This window comes from Arthrobacter humicola (assembly GCF_022803015.1).
Lineage (GTDB): Bacteria > Actinomycetota > Actinomycetes > Actinomycetales > Micrococcaceae > Arthrobacter > Arthrobacter humicola_A.
Genome location: NZ_JAFKON010000008.1, coordinates 1 through 16,420, shown reverse-complemented (window position 1 = coordinate 16,420; position 16,420 = coordinate 1). Strand labels below are relative to the sequence as shown.

Sequence of the window (16,420 nt, the reverse complement as noted above, 5' to 3'; positions counted from 1 at the left end):
CCCCACGGGGTTAAGATCAGGCATGGTCCCTGCCACCAACCTCTTGGCCTTTGCCCTTGCCGCCCTCGTGCTCATCGCCATCCCGGGGCCCAGCGTGCTGTTCGTGATCGGACGGACGCTGGCCCTGGGACGCAGGGGCGGGCTGTTGAGCGTCCTGGGAAACGCGGCCGGAGAGGTGGTGCAGATCGCCGCCGTGGCCCTGGGCGTCGGCGTGGTGCTGGCCCAATCCCTGCTGCTGTTCAGCGTGGTGAAATTCGCCGGCGCCGCCTATCTGGTCTACCTCGGGATCCAGGCGATCCGGCACCGCGGCGGCGGCGCGGCGACGGCGTCGTCCTCGAACCCGGCCTCGACCGCCCGCGTGCTCCGGGAGGGCTTCATCGTCGGCGCGACCAACCCCAAGTCGATTGTATTTTTCGTGGCCGTGCTTCCCCAGTTCGTGGACTACTCGGCCGGAGCGATTCCCGTGCAGCTCGCCGCCTTGGGTGCGGTCTTCCTGCTCATTTCCCTGGTCTCGGACAGCACGTGGTCCCTCGCGGCCGGGACGGCCCGGCACTGGTTTGCGCGCTCCCCCCGGCGGATCGCCGCTCTCAGCACCACCGGTGGCGTGATGATGATCGGGCTGGGCGGCACCCTGGCGCTCGTGGGCAACAAGAACTAGCGGATTCCTGTCGCCCAGCAGATGGAAGCGGGCGGCGGCGGGCATGTGCGTCCAAGCAGGGCCCACGCCGTCCGGGTTCCTTGGCCGAGCTTGCGAGGCCAGGGAGACGGCGGGGAGGAACGAGCGAGCACGCGGAACACGTCCGTGCCGCCCGCACGGCAGCCCGGCCCGGGCTACCGCGCGGACCAGCCGCCGTCCATCGTGTAGCTGGCGCCGGTGACCATGCCGGCGTCGTCGGATGCCAGCCACGCCACCAGGGACGCCACTTCCTCGGGCTCCACGAGCCGCTTGACCGCTGATTCGGTCAGCATGATCTTGGCGAGCACCTCGGACTCCGGGATGCCGTGAACCTTGGCCTGGTCCGCGATCTGCGATTCAACCAGGGGCGTGCGGACGTAGCCGGGGTTGATGCAGTTGGAGGTGACCCCGTGCGCCCCGCCTTCGAGGGCCGTTACCTTGCTCAGGCCCTCGAGCCCGTGCTTGGCCGAGACGTAGGCGCTCTTGAACGGCGAAGCCCGGAGCCCGTGCACGGAGGACAGGTTGATGATGCGGCCGAAGTTGTTGGCGTACATGTGCGGCAACGCGGCCCGGATCAGCAGGAACGGGGCCTCCAGCATGAGGGTGATGATGCGGCGGAAGTCGGCCGGATCGAACTCCTCGATGGGGCTGATGCGCTGGATTCCGGCGTTGTTCACCAGGATGTCGCAGTCCAGGCTGAGCGTCTGGAGGGATTCCACGTCGAGCAGGTTGACGGCCCACGCGCTGCCGCCGACCTCGTCGGCGAGCGCGGCGGCTGCGGCCTCGTCCATATCCGCGATCACCACTTTGGCCCCGCGTGCAGCCAGGGCCCGGACGCTCGCCGCGCCGATCCCGCCGGCGCCGCCGGTGACCAGGGCCTTGCGTCCGTTCAGCGTGTTTTCCATAACTCAGCCTTCCGTGTCAAAAATTCGATGAGGCGGCCGGCTCCAGCGTGGCTGGAGCCGGCCCAAAACTCAAGCAGCTCAGCGGGTGGCTGCTACGGGCAGGCCTTCGCGTTCGGCGTCGGCCCGGTCCACGTCCTCCAACGCGATGCCCTTGGTTTCCTTCAGGGTCAGCACTGCGACGGTGGTGATGGCGCAGGCGACCAGCAGGTAGATCGCGGTAGGCAGCCAGGAGCCGGTGTCCTTGAGCCACTGGGTGGCCAGGAGCGGCGCCAGCGAACCGGCGAAGATCGAGGTGACCTGCGAGCCAAGGGAAACCCCGGCGTAGCGCATCCGGGTCGGGAACAGCTCCGACATGAGGGCCGGCTGGCCGGCATACATGAAGGCGTGCAGGCACAGGCCGATCGTGACGGCCAGGACGATGACCACCGGGTTGCGGGTATCGAACATCGGGAAGGCGAAGAACGGCCAGGTGGCACCTGTGACGGCACCGATGAGGTAGACCGGCTTCCGGCCCCAGCTGTCCACGAGGCGCCCGACCTGCGGGATGACCAGGAAGTGGACGACGTGGGCGATCAGCAGGGCCAACAGCAGCGAGGAGGTGTCGTACTTGTGCACGGACTTCAGGTAGACGATCGCGAAGCTGACCACGAGGTAGTACATGATGTTTTCCGCGAACCGGAGCCCCATGGCCTGCAGGATGCCCTTGGGGTATTTGCGGATGACTTCGCGGACGCCGTAGCTGGCGGACTGATCCTCTTCCAGCTGGGCCTTGGCCTCGAGGAAGATGGGCGATTCGGAGACGTGGGTGCGGATGTAGTAACCGACGAACACGATCACGGCGGAAAGCCAGAACGCCACCCGCCAGCCCCAGCTGAGGAAGTCGGCGGAGCTGAGCACGTTGGACATGATGAACAGGACCAGGGTGGCCAGCAGGTTGCCCACGGGAACGGCGGCCTGGGGCCAGCTGGACCAGAAGCCACGGGACTTGTTGGGGCTGTGCTCGGCGACGAGCAGGACTGCGCCGCCCCATTCGCCGCCGAGAGCGAAGCCCTGGATGAAGCGCAGGAGGACCAGCAGCGCCGGCGCCAGGTAGCCGAGGGTGGCGAAGCCCGGGAGGCAGCCCATCAGGAAGGTGGAGACACCGATGATGATGATGGTGAGCTGCAGGGTGGGCTTGCGGCCGAGCTTGTCGCCGATCTGGCCGAAGACAATGCCGCCCAGGGGTCGGGCCACGAAACCGACGGCGTAGGTCAGGAACGCCTGGATGATGCCGTCCAGTTCGTTGCCCGTGGCGGGGAAGAAGTACTTGCCGAACACCAGGGTGGCGGCGGTGGCGTAGAGGAAGAATTCGTACCACTCGACGACGGTTCCCACCATCGATGCGGCGACGATTTTCTTGAGCCCGGAACCCTTGGATGCGGGTGCGGCGGCGGTTGTTGCAGAGCGTTCGTTTACGCTCATCTGATTCTCCTTAGTGTCCACGGTGACACGCGCTGTGACGCACAGCACTGAAATGGCTTCATTGAGTATTGCCGCACATCCACGGCGATTCAATGGCCAAACCAGCACCCGCTATGTGCAGAATTGCAGATATGAACGCCAATCCCGATGACCTGCTGGTCCTGCTCGCGGTCTCCCGTTCGGCTAAATTCACGACGGCGGCACAAACGCTCGGACTGAACCACACCACCGTTTCCCGCCGGATCGCGGCGCTGGAGAAGGCGCTGGGTGGCCGCGTGCTCTCGCGCGCCTCGGGAGGCTGGGAGCTCACCGAACTCGGTACCGAGGCCGTTCGGGTGGCCGAGCAGGTCGAGAGTGCCGTGCGCACCCTGGAGCAGCCCGGGCACACCCCGGACCCCATCACCGGCGTCGTACGGATGACCGCGACGGATGGATTCAGCGCCTACATCGCCGCCCCGGCCGTGGCCCGGCTCCGCCGCAACCATCCCGGCCTCAGCGTCGAGATCATCACCGTGACGCGCCGGGCGCTCCAGCAGCGGTCCGGCCTGGACATCGAGGTGGTGGTCGGCGAGCCGCAGGTGCACCGGGCAGAGGCCGCGCGGCTCGGCGAGTACATGCTGGGAATGTACGCCTCCCGCGGCTACCTCGCCGAGTACGGCACCCCGGCCACCGTGGAGGAGCTGACGGCCCACTCACTGGTCTACTTCGTCGATTCGATGCTGCAGGTGGACGATCTGGACGCCCCGCGGCGGCTGGTGCCCACCATGCGGGACGGGCTGAGCTCCACCAACGTCTTCGTCCACGTGGAGGCCACCCGGGCCGGCGCCGGGATTGGGTTCCTGCCCTGTTTCGCGGCCGACCTGCACCCGGACCTCGTCCGGCTCCTGCCGGAAGAATTCGCGGAGCTGCTGCCCTACTGGATGGTGCTCCGGCCCGATTCGATGCGCCGGCCGGCAGTGGCCGCGCTCGTGCAGGCGCTGCGGGAGCAGACCGCGGCGCACCGCGATGCCCTGCTGGGCCGGGGAGCAGCCCCATCGATTGCTCCGTAGCCGCCTCTATCGTGCCGCAAAAGGGCCGCTACGGAGCAGTCGGCGTCCCTGCGCGGGGCCCAGCCGGGGGCTCGGCGGGCGGCTGAGCGGGAACGGGCGGTTCCGCGGCCGGCTCAGCGAGCACGGGCGACTTCGGGTCATGCCGGACGGCGGCGCCGGCCGCGAACGCCCGCACCTTTTCGTCGTTCCAGATGTGGGCCGGCACCGCACCGCCGAGCAGGCGCCGCGCGAGGCCGGGGTCGTCGTCGAACGGGACATCGCTGCCGGCCATGACCATGTTGCCGAAGCGCCGGCCCTTCAGCATGGCCGGATCCGCGATGATCACGGTGTAGGCAAAGGCGTCGGCGATGGTCGCGGCGTCCTCGCGGGCATTCTTGAGGTCCGGGGCGTCGCCGGAGTTGACTACATATATCCCGCCGGGGGCCAGGACGCGCTTGGCGTGCTCGATGAATTCCCGGGTGGTCAGCGGCCGCGGGGTCAGCGAGCCGGCGAAGACGTCGCGGATGATCAGGTCCCGGGTCTGCGGGGTCAGGCTCTCGGTGACCTCGCGGGCCTCTCCCACGCGCAGGCGCAGCAACGGCGCTTTGGGCAGGTCGAACCAGCCCCGGACGTAGTCGGCGAGCTTGCCGTCCAGCTCCACCACCACCTGGCGGGCGTCCGGGTAGGCGGCGTGGAAATAGCGCGCCAGTGAGCATGCTCCCCCGCCAAGGTGCAGGGCGCGCAGCTTGGGCCCAGGCTCCCGCGGCCAGCGCGACTCCACCAGGGCTGCCATCCAGCGCATGTACTCGAAGTCGAGGAACAACGGGTCCGCGAGGTCAATGTGCGAGCTCATGACGCCGTTGATGCGCAGGAGCCAGCCGGTGGAATTGTCCTGGTCCGGGATCAGCTCGCAGTCCCCGGTATCGATGTAGTACACCCCGGCCAAAGGACCGGCCGGGCGGGAACCCTTGGGCACTTCCACCACACCCGGCCCGGCGGTTTGGGCGCCCCGCCCTTTGCCCCGCTTGGCCATCAGCTATCCCCCGCATTGTGCATGTTTCAACCCTAGTTCACCGGCGGCCCCGGACGCGGCCCCGTACGCGGCCAGCCCGCGGGACCAAAGCCCCTACCCATTCCCGGGCCGCAGGGTTCTACTGGGGCTGCACATAGTGCCGGGCGAAGGGGTGCGTCCGACGAGCCGGGAGGAAAAATGTCGGCACCCACAGGGCAGCAGGGCGGCACCGTGGCGGTCGGCTACGGCGGGTCCGGGGCCGCTCAACTCGCCGTTCGCTGGGCGGCCGAATACGCGGCCGCGGCCGGGCTGGACCTCCTGGTGATCCATGCCTGGGTGTGGCCGGTTTTCACCAAGAACCTGGGCCCTGTCAAGGGCGTGGCCGGCAGCGGGCTGCGGCATTCCGCGGAAGCCGTCCTCGCCGAGGGCATCGAGCTGGCACGCCGCGCCGCCCGCGATGCGGCCGCTGGCGCACCGCTGGGGGCCGAGCGCGCCGTCACCGGGCAACAGCCGGAACGTCCCGGCCCCGCCGTCGACGGCGTCATGGAGGCCGGGCTCCCGGCGCCCGTGCTGCGCGACGCCTCCCGGGACGCACGCCTGCTGGTAGTGGGCAGCCGGGGCCTCGGCGCCGTCCTGGGCCAGGTGGCCGGCTCGGTCTGCATCGATCTGGCCGGCTCGGCACCCTGCCCGGTGATGATAATCCGGCGCCCGCGCCGCCGGGCCCACCCCGTCGTGGTGGGAGTCGACGCCTCGCCCCGCAGCCCCGCCACGGTGGCCGAGGCCATCCGGTTGGCCAAAGTCCTCGGCGCCCCGCTGCACCTCGTCCACGTCGATCCATTGCGCGGCGGGGCACGGGAAGAGCACGGCCGCCATGCCCTGCTCCACGGCCAGGAGCTGCTCGAGCGCGCCATCGACGAGGCCCGCGGGATGGCGCCCGGGCTGGAGGTTGCCGGCGCCCTGCGTGAGGGCCATGCGGCCCGGGAGCTCCTCGACGCCGCGGACGACGCCGACGTGCTGGTGCTCGGGACCCACAACCCTGCGGCCGGAGCCGGCAACACGGTCTCCGCCGTGCTGCACAAGGCGCGCTGCAACGTGCTGGTCACCCGCTAGCCGCCGCGAGCGCAACCGATTCGGACCTGCAGACGCTGCAAGAAGGAGGCCGCGGTGCGAGCATGGCAAGTTGGACTTCCCGGGCCCATGTCCAGCGGCCCCCTCGTTGCCGCCGACCGCCCGGATCCTGTGCCGGGACGCGGCGAAGTCCTGCTGAAAGTGCGGGTCTGCGGTGTGTGCCGCACGGACTTGCACCTGGCCGAGGGCGACCTCACGCCGCGGCACGCCGGGGTCATCCCGGGCCATGAGGTAGTGGGTGAGGTGATCGGGCAGGGACCGGGGGCAGCCAGGTTCGGCATCGGCGAACGGGTGGGCGTGGCCTGGCTGGGCGGCACCTGTGGCGCCTGCCGGTTCTGCCTGCGCGGCCAGGAAAACCTCTGCCTGTCCCCCACGTTTACCGGCTGGGACCGCGACGGCGGGTACGCCGAACTCATCACCGCGGCGGAGAACTTCGCCTACCGGATCCCGGAGACGTTCAGCGACGAGGAGGCTGCGCCGCTCCTGTGTGCAGGCATCATCGGCTACCGGGCCCTGACCCGGGCCGAACTGCCGATCGGCGGACGGCTGGGCATCTATGGGTTCGGCGGCTCCGCGCATCTGGCGGCCCAAATCGCCCTTTACCGGGGTGCGCGCGTGTACGTCATGACCCGGTCCGCGCAGGCTCGCGCGCTGGCCCTGGACCTGGGCGCGACATTCGCGGGCGGGGCCGAGGAACAACCGCCCGATCCCCTGGATGCCGCGATCCTCTTCGCCCCCGCGGGCGGGCTGGTTCCGGTTGCGCTCCGGGCCCTGGACCGCGGCGGGACGCTCGCCGTCGCGGGCATCCACCTGAGCGATATACCGTCGCTGCACTACGCCGACGAGCTCTTCGAAGAGCGCCAGTTGCGCAGCGTCACAGCCAACACCAGGGCCGACGGCGAGGAGTTCTTCCGGATTGCCGCCGAGATCCCGCTCCGCCCGACCACTGTGGCGTACCCGTTCGAGGCCGCGGACCGGGCCCTGCGGGACCTGGCGGAGGACCGGATCACCGGAGCAGCCGTGCTGCACATGGACGCGACATAGCCCGGAACCACCGCAAGCAAGTCACCGCACCGACGCCGGGGAAACGCTTCGGCGCGTCAGCCGGGCGTCCCGGCGGAACTCGTGCTCCTGGCCCGCCCGGAGCAGCACCTTCTCGACGCCCACCCGCACCAGCACCGGAGCCGCGCGACAGTGGCGTTGGGCCCGGCTGCGCTCAGCCCAGGAGCGCATCGAGGGTGGTGAAGCCATAGCCGGCCTGGCGGATGCGGCTGATGACCTGGGGCAGGGCAGCGGCGTCCAGGGTGGTGCCGTCGTCGGGGTTGGAGCCGATGTGCATCAGGACAATTTCCCCCGGCTGCAGGCCCGCCAGGACGCGGTCCGCCACGACCTGCGCCGTCACTCCGCTGCTGGTGCCTTTCCAGCCCAGGGTGTCGACGCTCCAGCGCACCGGAAGGTAGCCGAGGTTGTTGACGGTGGCGATGGTCCTGGCGTCGCGGTCGCCGAAGGGAAACCGGAAGAGCGGCCGCGGGTCAGCCCCGGCCGCCCGGATGGCCTCTTCGGCCGACCGGACCTGGTCCCTGATGCCGACGTCGGGCAGCCCGGTGAATGCCGGATGCGTCATGGAATGGTTGCCCACCCGGTGCCCACCGGCAACGATCGCCGCCACTCCTCCGGGGTTCGCGGCAGCCCAGCTGCCGGTAAGGAAGAACGTGGCCCGCACGTCCGCGGCGGCAAGACTCTGCAGGATGCTCGGCAGTCCGGCAGCGTTGGCGCCGGCGTCGAAGGTCAGGGCCACTACGGTTCCGGCGCCCGGGATGCTCTCGACGTCGTGGCCGGCGAGCGCGGCGGGGAACCGCGCCGCGGGGGGCACGGTAGCGGGAGCCGTCGGTGCCCGGGTCGGCGGGGGGACGGGACCCGGCTCGGCCGGAACTGGTCCGCTGGTATTCGGAGCCGGCGATGCCGAGGTCGGTTCAGGGGACGGGGAGGCAGGGGGCGCGGTCCCGGAGGCACTTGCGCTGACGGGTCCGGATACCGGTGCGGTGACGGGCGCAGATGGGGGCGGTGACGCAGTCGGCGCCCCCTGAAGCAGCACGACCGCGGCACCGGCGGCCAGAAACAGCGCAACCACCACGGCCGCGATCACCAACAGCCGGCGGCGGCCCGCGGTCATGGACCCCATGCTTCACCTTGGCATCACGCGCTACGGCAGGCTAGGGCTCAAAGGCCCCGCCCGTGCCGCAGCCTAGGAGGCCGCCGGAATCAAGCCGTCCGCACGGTACCGGTCGAACAGCTGCAGGAATGCGTCTTCCGTGCGACGGTACCCGGTGAAACCGGCGAGCCGGCTCTTGCTCATGTCCGTGACCACCTCGAGGTTCCGGCCCAGGTCGCCGTCCGTGTGCCACCAGGAGGCGACCTGCGCGAGGTCGGGTTCGGCCAGCCCATGGCGGGCGGCGATGCCCGACCAGACGCCTTCCATGCCGCGCATTTGCTGCTCCAACGGCTGCGGTTCGTTGCTGTAACCTACCGGCTCGACCCCGAAGTAGCCGGCCAGCGCAGGCCACATGCGCCGCCAGCGGAAGACATCGCCGTTGACGATGTTGTAGGCCTGGTCGCCAACGTTGTCCGCTGTGGCCGCCCAGATCATGTGGTCCGCCAGCAGTCCGCTGTCGGTCATGTCCGTGAGGCTGTTCCACTGCGTCTCCGAGCCCGGGAAGATGAACGGCTGGCCCAGTTCCTTACAGATGGATGCCTGAACGGCGAGGGTGAGCCCCATGTTCATGGCGTTCCCGACCGCATGCCCGATCACCGTATGCGCCCGGTGCACGGACCAGCCAAAGCCCTGCTTCGCGGCCGCAGCCCACAACTCGTCTTCCTGGGCGTAGTAGAAGTTCGGCGTCGGCAGCCTCGGCTCGCTCTCCCGAAAGGGGGTGTCCGGCATTTCCCCGGCCGCATACGCCTCAAACGGGCCCAGATAGTGCTTCAGCCCGGTCATGAGGGCGACGTGCTTCACAGGTTTGCCGTTGAGGCTGGCGAGGACGTTCCGCAGCATGCCCGCGTTTGTGTCGATGTTCTCTTGTTCGGTCTTCCGCCTGGACCAGGCGGTGTAGAACACATGGGTGGGTGAAACACCTGCAAGGGCCTGGCGCAGGTTCTCCACGGATGTCAGGTCCGCGCTCACATGGCGTACGTCACGGCGACGGAGGGGATTGCGGGAGAGCCCCACCACGTCCCAGCCCTCCTCGACGAGCCTGTCCACCAGGGCGGATCCGGCAATTCCGCTTGCCCCCACCACCAGGGCGGTCCGGGTGTCGACGGTCTCTGAACTGCTTCGCACGTCATTCCTCCTGGCATCGCTTGTGCTGCGCCGCGCCCATCGCCTATGTCGGGTCCCTGCGCGCCGGCCCGCTTGATCGGGACGGCTGCTCGTCCAGCCTCTCATGCCGGGGTCCGGGGACGGTCCGGGAGGCCGTCCCGGCAAGCCGGTCGCGGCCGCGCAGTAGGATTCAGGGAGACGCCAAAACTGATACGAAGCTAAGGCGGAACATCCGTGAAATTCGTACTCCGGTATCCGCTCGTGGCCGGGACCCTCGTCGTCCTGCTGGCGGTGCTGGTCTTGCTGTTCTCCGGGCAGGAAGGCATAGCCCGGGCCGCTGCGAGCGTCTATGCCCTGGCCGTGGCGGCCTACCTCGCCGTCGGGATGGCGCGCCGGCTCGCACGCGGGCAGTTCGGCATCGACATCCTGGCCGTCACCGCAATCGTCAGCACCGTGCTGGTGGGCGAGTACGTCGCCTCGATGATCGTCGTACTCATGCTCGCGGGCGGCACTGCCCTTGAGGACTACGCCGCCGGCCGGGCCAAGGGCGAACTCACCGCATTGCTCGAACGCGTCCCGCAGACGGCCCACCGGGAGCGCAACGGCTCCCCCGCCGCCGGAACCCACACAGCCGGAACCCCCGCCGCCGGAACCCCAACGGAGAGCCAACACGAGGACGTGGCGGCCGCCGACGTCGAGATCGGGGACATCCTGCTGGTCAGGCCCGGCGAGGTGGTCCCGCTGGACGGCGTCCTGCTCTCCGAGTCCGGCTCTTTCGATGAGTCCTCACTCACCGGGGAGAGCCTGCCGGTGGAGCGGTCCGCCGGGGACGGCCTCATGAGCGGTTCGCTGAACGGTGAGGCCGCCGTCCGGATGCGGGTCACGGCGCGCATGGAGGATTCGCAGTACAGCCGGATCGTCGCCCTCGTGCAGGAGGCAGCGGACAGCAAGGCGCCCATGGTCCGGCTCGCTGACCGCTATGCCGTGCCATTCACGGCCCTCGCGTACGTGCTCGGCGCCGTGGGCTGGATCATCAGCGGCAGCCCGGAACGCTTCGCCGAGGTCCTCGTGGTGGCCACGCCGTGCCCCCTGCTGATCGCAGCGCCGGTGGCGTTCCTCGGCGGCATGAGCCGCGCCGCTCACTCCGGCGTCATCGTCAAGTACGCCGGGGTGCTGGAACAGCTGAGCCGGATCAAGACGGCCGCCTTCGACAAGACAGGGACCCTCACGTACGGCCGCCCGTCCCTGCTGCGTATCCGGACCGCCGGGCCCCTCGCAGAGGACGAGGTCCTGCAGTTGGCGGCGTCCGCGGAACAGTATTCCTCGCATGTCCTGGCCGCCTCAGTGGTGGAGGCCGCCCGGAACCGGGCCCTGCCCTTCGCGGCCGCCACCGAAGCCACCGAATTCGCCACCCACGGGGTCCGTGCCAGGTTCGACGGCCAGGACGTGGTGGTGGGCAAGCCCGCGTTCGTCGCAGAGTGGGCGTCCGGCGTGGTGGAGGCTGGGCTGGCCAGCGGCGAGCTCGCCATCTACGTCGGTGCCGGCGGAAAATTCGTGGGCGCCCTGGTGATGAGCGATCCCATCCGCAAAGAGACCCGCCGCACCCTCGCCGACCTCAAGGCCCTGGGCGTACGCCGAACGGTCATGCTGACCGGTGACGCGCTCGCCACGGCCCGGCACATCGCGGACGAGGCAGGGCTCACCGACGTCCGCGCCGAGTGCCTGCCGCGGGACAAGGTCGAGGCCGTCAGGTCGCTGCCGGACCGTCCGGTCATGATGGTCGGCGACGGCGTCAACGATGCCCCCGTCCTGGCGGTCGCCGACGTCGGAATCGCCATGGGCGCCCGCGGTTCGACGGCGGCCGGCGAGTCGGCCGACGTCGTGATCATCCTCGATGACCTCTCCAAGGTGGGGACCGCCGTCCGGATCGGGCAACGCACCGTGCAGGTGGCCCTGCAGAGCATCTGGATCGGCATCGGCCTGAGCGTGGCCCTCATGCTGGCCGCCGCCGCGGGCTACGTGCCGGCCATCGCCGGCGCCCTGTCCCAGGAACTGGTGGACCTCGCCACGATCCTCAATGCCCTGCGTTCACTCGGCCCCGGCCGCCGCGGCGCAGCCAGCCCGGTGCGGTCCCGGGAAAGCGAGCGGCAGGCCCCGCTACCGGGATGACTATTGTCTGGCTGACTCTGTCTCTGCCGCCGCGACGGCTGACTCAGTCTCCGCTTCCGCGATCCGCGGCACGGTCTTGAGGTAGCTGTCCGGGTTCAGGGAGATCGAGTCGATCCCTTCGCGCACCAGGAACGCGGCGAACTCCGGGTGGTTGCTCGGTCCCTGCCCGCAAATGCCGATCTTGATGCCGGCGGCGTGGGCCTTGCGGATGGCCTCGCTGATCATCGCCATCACGGCCTCGTCCCGCTCATCGAAGAGCGCCGCGAGCTGGCCGGAGTCACGGTCCACGCCCAGGACCAGCTGGGTGAGGTCGTTGGAGCCGATCGAGAACCCGTCGAACCGCGTGGCGAACTTCTCGGCCAGGACCACGTTGGACGGGATTTCGCACATCATGTAGACCTGCAGCCCGTTGCTGCCGCGGACCAAACCATGCTCGGCCATCACGGCCAGGACCTTGTCCGCCTCCTGCGGCGTGCGGCAAAACGGCACCATGACAATCACGTTGGTGAACCCGAGCTTCTCGCGGACACGTTTGAGCGCGGCGCATTCGAGCGCGAACCCCTCGCGGTAACGGGGGTCGTAGTAGCGCGAGGCGCCGCGGAACCCGAGCATGGGATTCTCTTCCGGTTCCTCGAAGGCGCCACCGCCGAGCAGGTGGGCGTATTCGTTGGTCTTGAAGTCGCTGAGCCGGACAATCACGGGGCGCGGATAATACGGCGCGGCGATCTTGGCGATCCCCAGCGACAGGGCGTCCACGAAGTACTCGGCCGGGTCCGCATAGGCCTGCGCCAGCTCCCGGATCTGGTGCGCCTCGGCCGGATCCGTGACCCGTTCCGGGTGGACAAGCGCCATGGGATGGACGCGGATCAGGCTGCTGATGATGAATTCCATCCGGGCAAGCCCGACGCCGTCCGCCGGCAGCCGCCACCACTGGAAGGCCGCGGCTGGGCTGGCGATGTTGACCATGACGGCCGTGCGCGTCGCAGGCAGCGCGCCGAGGTCCACCTCTTCGGTTTCGAACGCCAGGGTGCCGTCGTAGACCCGGCCCAGATCACCTTCGGCGCAGGAGATCGTCACGGGCCGGCCCTCGGCCAGGACGGCCGTGGCGTTGCCGCTTCCGACGACGGCGGGGACACCCAGCTCGCGGCTGACGATCGCCGCGTGGCTCGTGGGGCCGCCGTGGTCCGTGACGATGCCGGCTGCCCGTTTCATGATGGGCACCCAGTCCGGGTCGGTCATTTCGGTCACGAGGATGGCGCCGTCGCGGAACCCCGCGATGTCCGCCGCGGTCCGGATGACGCAGGCCGTGCCGTGCGCAATCGAGTCGCCGATGGCCGATCCGGTGGCGAGCACGGGCCCCCGTTCCAGCAGGTGGTGGATGGTGAACTGCGGCCCGGTCCGGCGTGACTGGACCGTCTCGGGCCGGGCCTGGACCATGAAGAGTTCCCCGGTCTCGCCGTCCCGGGCCCATTCCATGTCCATGGGCCGGCCGTAGTGGTTTTCGACCGTGACGGCCCAGCGGGCGAGGGCGAGGATCTCGGCGTCGCCCAGCACGAAGGCCCGGCGCTCGGCCTCCGAGGTGTCCACCATCCGGGTGCGGGCGCTCCCGCCGCGGCTGTAGACCATTTTCCGGGCCTTGGAGCCGAGGGATTTCTCGATGATCGGGGTGATGCCCTCCGCGGCCGCGGACTCTGTCAGGAGCGGCTTGAAGACCAGGTACTTGTCCGGATTGATGGTGCCCTGGACGACGGTTTCGCCAAGGCCCCAGGCCGCGCTGATGACGGCGGCGCGGGGAAAGCCCGAGTCGGTATCGATGGAGAACATCACCCCGGAGGCGCCGACGTCGGAGCGCACCATCCGCTGGACGCCGATCGAGAGGGCGATGTCCATGTGGTCGAAGCCCTTGACCTCGCGGTAGCTGATGGCCCGGTCCGTGAAGAGTGAGGCGTAACAGCGGCGGCAGGCGTCCAGCAGTTCCCGCTCACCCGCGATGTTCAGGAAGGTCTCCTGCTGCCCGGCGAAGCTCGCGTCCGGGAGATCCTCCGCCGTCGCGCTGCTGCGCACGGCCACGGCGAGCCGGTCCATGCCGGCCCGGTCCCCCAGGGTCCGGTAGTGGGCGCGGATGGCGTCGGCGATGTCGCCGGGGAACTCGCTGCCAGGAACAGGTCCCGGATGGCCTCGCCGGTGGCGCGCAGTGTGGCGTCCCCGGCCCGGTAGGCGGCAATGCGCGATCGCATGGCGGCGTCGATCCCGTTGGCCGCGACGAACGAGCGGTAGGCGGCGGCTGTGGTGGCGAACCCGTCGGGGACCCGTATCCCCTCGCTTTGGAGGGTCCGGATGAGCTCGCCGAGCGAGGCGTTCTTCCCGCCGACCCGTGGGACGTCGGCCATGCCGGTCTCGTCAAACCACATCACGGGCGATTCAGCCATGTCAGCACTCCTGTGGATTGTCGGTGGACCCATACTGCGCGGGGCCGGTGTCCCGGGGTCAGGGGCTTTGGACCCGCGCGCCCCCTCCGGCTACTGTGCCGCCTGCCCCGGGCCGCCGCCGTCGAAATCGCCGGACACCTGCGGGATCGCCGGAACTATACGGCGATGTCGCGCGGATCCGGCGAACTCGAGGGTGCGGGGTCGCACGGATCCGGCGAACTCGGGGGTGCCGGGTCGCGCGCATCCGGCGAACTCGCGGCTAGGGGGCGGCGTCACGTGCGTTAGTCTTCGGCGGCGCTGATCCCGAACTCGCTCTTGAGCCGCACGCGGGCGCCGCGCTCAACCAGTGTGGGTATGTAGGTCCGGATCCGGCCTGCGTTCAGGGCATCGAATTCCTCGCCGACGATCCCGGCGATGTGCATCCGCGGCACGTGCGGAAACCTGGCAGCCAGACGCTCGACAACCTGATCAATGCTGGGTTCTTTCGCATCGTCCGTCACTTCTTCAGTGTGGAGCGGCCAGGTCCCGGCGTCAATGAATCTTCAGCTGGCAGGCGGCAGCAGGTGGCCCAGGCTCCGCAGGTAGGTGGCAAAGCCGTGGGGCGCCCGGGCATGGGTCCGGCCGGAGGTCATGACCCTGATGCTGTCCGTTGCGGTGACCGTGAAGGCGCGGCTGCGGAGGCTGTGCACCAGGGTCCGGTCTTCTTCGGACGTGACCCTGGCGAACCCTCCGGCGGCAAGATAGGCGGAAGCCCGGACCCCGAAATTCGCGCCATAGATATGCGGGTGGTCCTCGCGGAAGGGGTGGCGTTCGTGCCAGCACCGGAGCAGTTCAGGGTCCATCCCGGCGGGGTCCGGTTCCACGGAACCCAGCACGGCGTCGGCCCCGGCCTCGGCGAACTCCAGCTGGCGCACCAGCCAGTTCTCGGGCACCCGGGAATCCGCGTCGGTGTTGGCCAGCCAGGTCCGGCCGGCCCAGGGCGGCGGCGTCCAGCGCTGGCCGGGCGGCCGCCGCCGGGTCACGCCGATGCCGGAGGCCCGGACGCCAGCGGCCCGGCTGGCGCCGGCGCTGCGGTAGCTGACCTCCAGTGCGCTGAAACGCGGGTCCGAGGCTGCGAAGCCGGCCATGACGGCGGCGGAGCCGTCCGTGCAGCTGTCCAGTACCACCGTCACCCGGGTGTCGACGTCGGACCGGACCCTGCGGAGGGCGTCCGCGGACCGCTGGACGGCCTCCAACGCCAGTTCCAGGTGGTCTTCCTCGTTGTTTGCGGGCATGACGACGGCGACCCGGTCGATGCGGTGCCCGCGCGGCAATGGCAACGCCGTCATCGGGGTCACCGCATCCGTTCCGGGCCGCCCAGGCCCGGCGCGGCACCCGGTACAGCGTCCGGGGCAAGAAACACCTCGAGCACAAAGTCGCGCTCCTGGTAGCTCCCGCCGCCCGCCCAGCCCAGGTGCCGCCGGGCCGCGGCGTGGACCGCGTCGCCGTCGAGTTCCCAGCCGGAAATGGGGTGCCGCCAGTGGCACAGCGCGAGGGTCCCGCCGGGCATGATCGAGCCTTGAATCCGGTCGAACAGTCCGGCGAGCTCTGCCGGTGAGAGGTAGTAGCCCACCTCTGAAACCACGATCAGGTCGAACGATCCTTCCGGCCACTCGTTTGGGACGGTCAGGTGTCGCGTCGTCGCCGCGGGCAGGTGCACGAGCCGCCTGGCGGCACGGTCCAGCGCGGTGCCGCTGGCATCGACGGCGAGGAAGCTTCCGCACCGCGGCGCGAGTTCCACGCTCAGGGTCCCGATGGAGCAGCCGATCTCCAACCCGGACGTGTAGCTGCTGCCGGGCAGCGCGGCGAGCGTGAGGGTGCGTTTGCGCTGCTCGTACCAGCTCGAGGTGTACTGCCAGGGGTCCTCCTCCCGGGCGTGGACCGCATCGAACACGCGCTCCGCGTCGCCCGCGACGAAGGGCCGCCGGGACCCGCCATCGCCCGGGCCGTCCGCAGGGCCGTCGCCCGGGCCGTCGGCCGGGGCGTCGGCCGGGGCGACCGCGGGGTGCCAGGCAAACGTCTCCCAGGCCCGCTCAAAGTGTGCCAGGAAGGCCGGTGGCAGGAGCACCTCGTCGCCCGGCAGCCCGGAGAGCGGGCGGACCTGGGACACATGTGCCGCCATCGCGGCGGCCTTGGCCTCAAGCCTGTCTCTTATACACATCTCCGAGCCCACGAGACCATTAAAAAAAAAAAAAAAAAAAAACATACCAGCACCTCGCTCGAACAACTCCTCCATGTCCAACAAATTCTAGTCCAC

General features: G+C 69.7%; 12 protein-coding genes and 2 pseudogenes. 5 read left to right on the top strand and 9 right to left on the bottom strand.

Translation table 11 applies throughout. The annotated features are described in order from the left end of the window. The first annotated feature begins 22 nt into the window (after window positions 1-22). Window positions 23-658 (top strand): LysE family translocator, encoded by a 636-nt coding sequence (locus ARTB_RS15415; RefSeq protein WP_243181341.1) that lies wholly within the window; start codon window positions 23-25, stop codon window positions 656-658. A gap of 173 nt (window positions 659-831) precedes the next feature. Here ARTB_RS15415 and ARTB_RS15410 read toward each other — a convergent pair whose 3' ends face one another. Next, window positions 832-1,581: a 3-hydroxybutyrate dehydrogenase gene (locus tag ARTB_RS15410; RefSeq protein ID WP_243181340.1), complete on the bottom strand. Its 750-nt coding sequence runs from the start codon at window positions 1,579-1,581 to the stop codon at window positions 832-834. A 78-nt stretch (window positions 1,582-1,659) separates the two neighbouring features. Beyond that, window positions 1,660-3,042 carry an MFS transporter gene (locus tag ARTB_RS15405; protein ID WP_243181339.1) on the bottom strand — a complete coding sequence of 461 codons (1,383 nt, stop codon included), beginning with the start codon at window positions 3,040-3,042 and terminating at the stop codon, window positions 1,660-1,662. Window positions 3,043-3,173: 131 nt separating this feature from the next. On the opposite strand from ARTB_RS15405, the gene ARTB_RS15400 reads away from it, so the two are divergent. Next, window positions 3,174-4,091 carry a LysR family transcriptional regulator gene (locus tag ARTB_RS15400; RefSeq protein ID WP_243181338.1) on the top strand — a complete coding sequence of 306 codons (918 nt, stop codon included), beginning with the start codon at window positions 3,174-3,176 and terminating at the stop codon, window positions 4,089-4,091. A 28-nt stretch (window positions 4,092-4,119) separates the two neighbouring features. Here the strand turns inward: ARTB_RS15400 and ARTB_RS15395 are convergent, their stop codons facing one another. Next, a complete protein-coding gene (locus ARTB_RS15395; RefSeq protein WP_243181337.1) occupies window positions 4,120-5,103 on the bottom strand; it encodes a spermidine synthase in 984 nt (327 codons plus the stop codon). A 177-nt stretch (window positions 5,104-5,280) separates the two neighbouring features. Between ARTB_RS15395 and ARTB_RS15390 the strand changes: the two genes are divergently transcribed. Further along, window positions 5,281-6,192, top strand: coding sequence for a universal stress protein (locus tag ARTB_RS15390; protein ID WP_243181336.1), 912 nt, complete (start codon window positions 5,281-5,283; stop codon window positions 6,190-6,192). 54 nt (window positions 6,193-6,246) lie between these two features. After that, window positions 6,247-7,254, top strand: a complete 1,008-nt coding sequence (locus ARTB_RS15385; RefSeq protein ID WP_308197248.1) for a zinc-dependent alcohol dehydrogenase family protein — start codon at window positions 6,247-6,249, stop codon at window positions 7,252-7,254. A 172-nt stretch (window positions 7,255-7,426) separates the two neighbouring features. Here the strand turns inward: ARTB_RS15385 and ARTB_RS15380 are convergent, their stop codons facing one another. Then, window positions 7,427-8,392, bottom strand: coding sequence for a polysaccharide deacetylase family protein (locus ARTB_RS15380; protein ID WP_028277125.1), 966 nt, complete (start codon window positions 8,390-8,392; stop codon window positions 7,427-7,429). A 63-nt stretch (window positions 8,393-8,455) separates the two neighbouring features. Then, window positions 8,456-9,547 (bottom strand): SDR family oxidoreductase, encoded by a 1,092-nt coding sequence (locus tag ARTB_RS15375; RefSeq protein WP_243181334.1) that lies wholly within the window; start codon window positions 9,545-9,547, stop codon window positions 8,456-8,458. A 213-nt stretch (window positions 9,548-9,760) separates the two neighbouring features. Between ARTB_RS15375 and ARTB_RS15370 the strand changes: the two genes are divergently transcribed. Beyond that, entirely contained in the window at window positions 9,761-11,695 is a 1,935-nt protein-coding gene (locus ARTB_RS15370) for a heavy metal translocating P-type ATPase (RefSeq protein WP_243181333.1), read from the top strand. Here ARTB_RS15370 and ppsA read toward each other — a convergent pair. The 4 genes and pseudogenes from ppsA to ARTB_RS15350 all read right to left on the bottom strand — a co-directional run. Then, a pseudogene (ppsA, locus tag ARTB_RS15365) lies at window positions 11,696-14,124 on the bottom strand (phosphoenolpyruvate synthase). It abuts the gene before it with no gap. A gap of 281 nt (window positions 14,125-14,405) precedes the next feature. Next, complete coding sequence (locus ARTB_RS15360; RefSeq protein ID WP_028277122.1) at window positions 14,406-14,624, bottom strand: three-helix bundle dimerization domain-containing protein; 219 nt, start codon at window positions 14,622-14,624, stop codon at window positions 14,406-14,408. Window positions 14,625-14,666: 42 nt separating this feature from the next. Then, window positions 14,667-15,452, bottom strand: coding sequence for a glycosyltransferase (locus tag ARTB_RS15355; protein WP_243181332.1), 786 nt, complete (start codon window positions 15,450-15,452; stop codon window positions 14,667-14,669). A gap of 5 nt (window positions 15,453-15,457) precedes the next feature. Next, window positions 15,458-16,300, bottom strand: a pseudogene (locus tag ARTB_RS15350) (class I SAM-dependent DNA methyltransferase); the annotation flags it as partial. Window positions 16,301-16,420 lie beyond the last annotated feature (120 nt).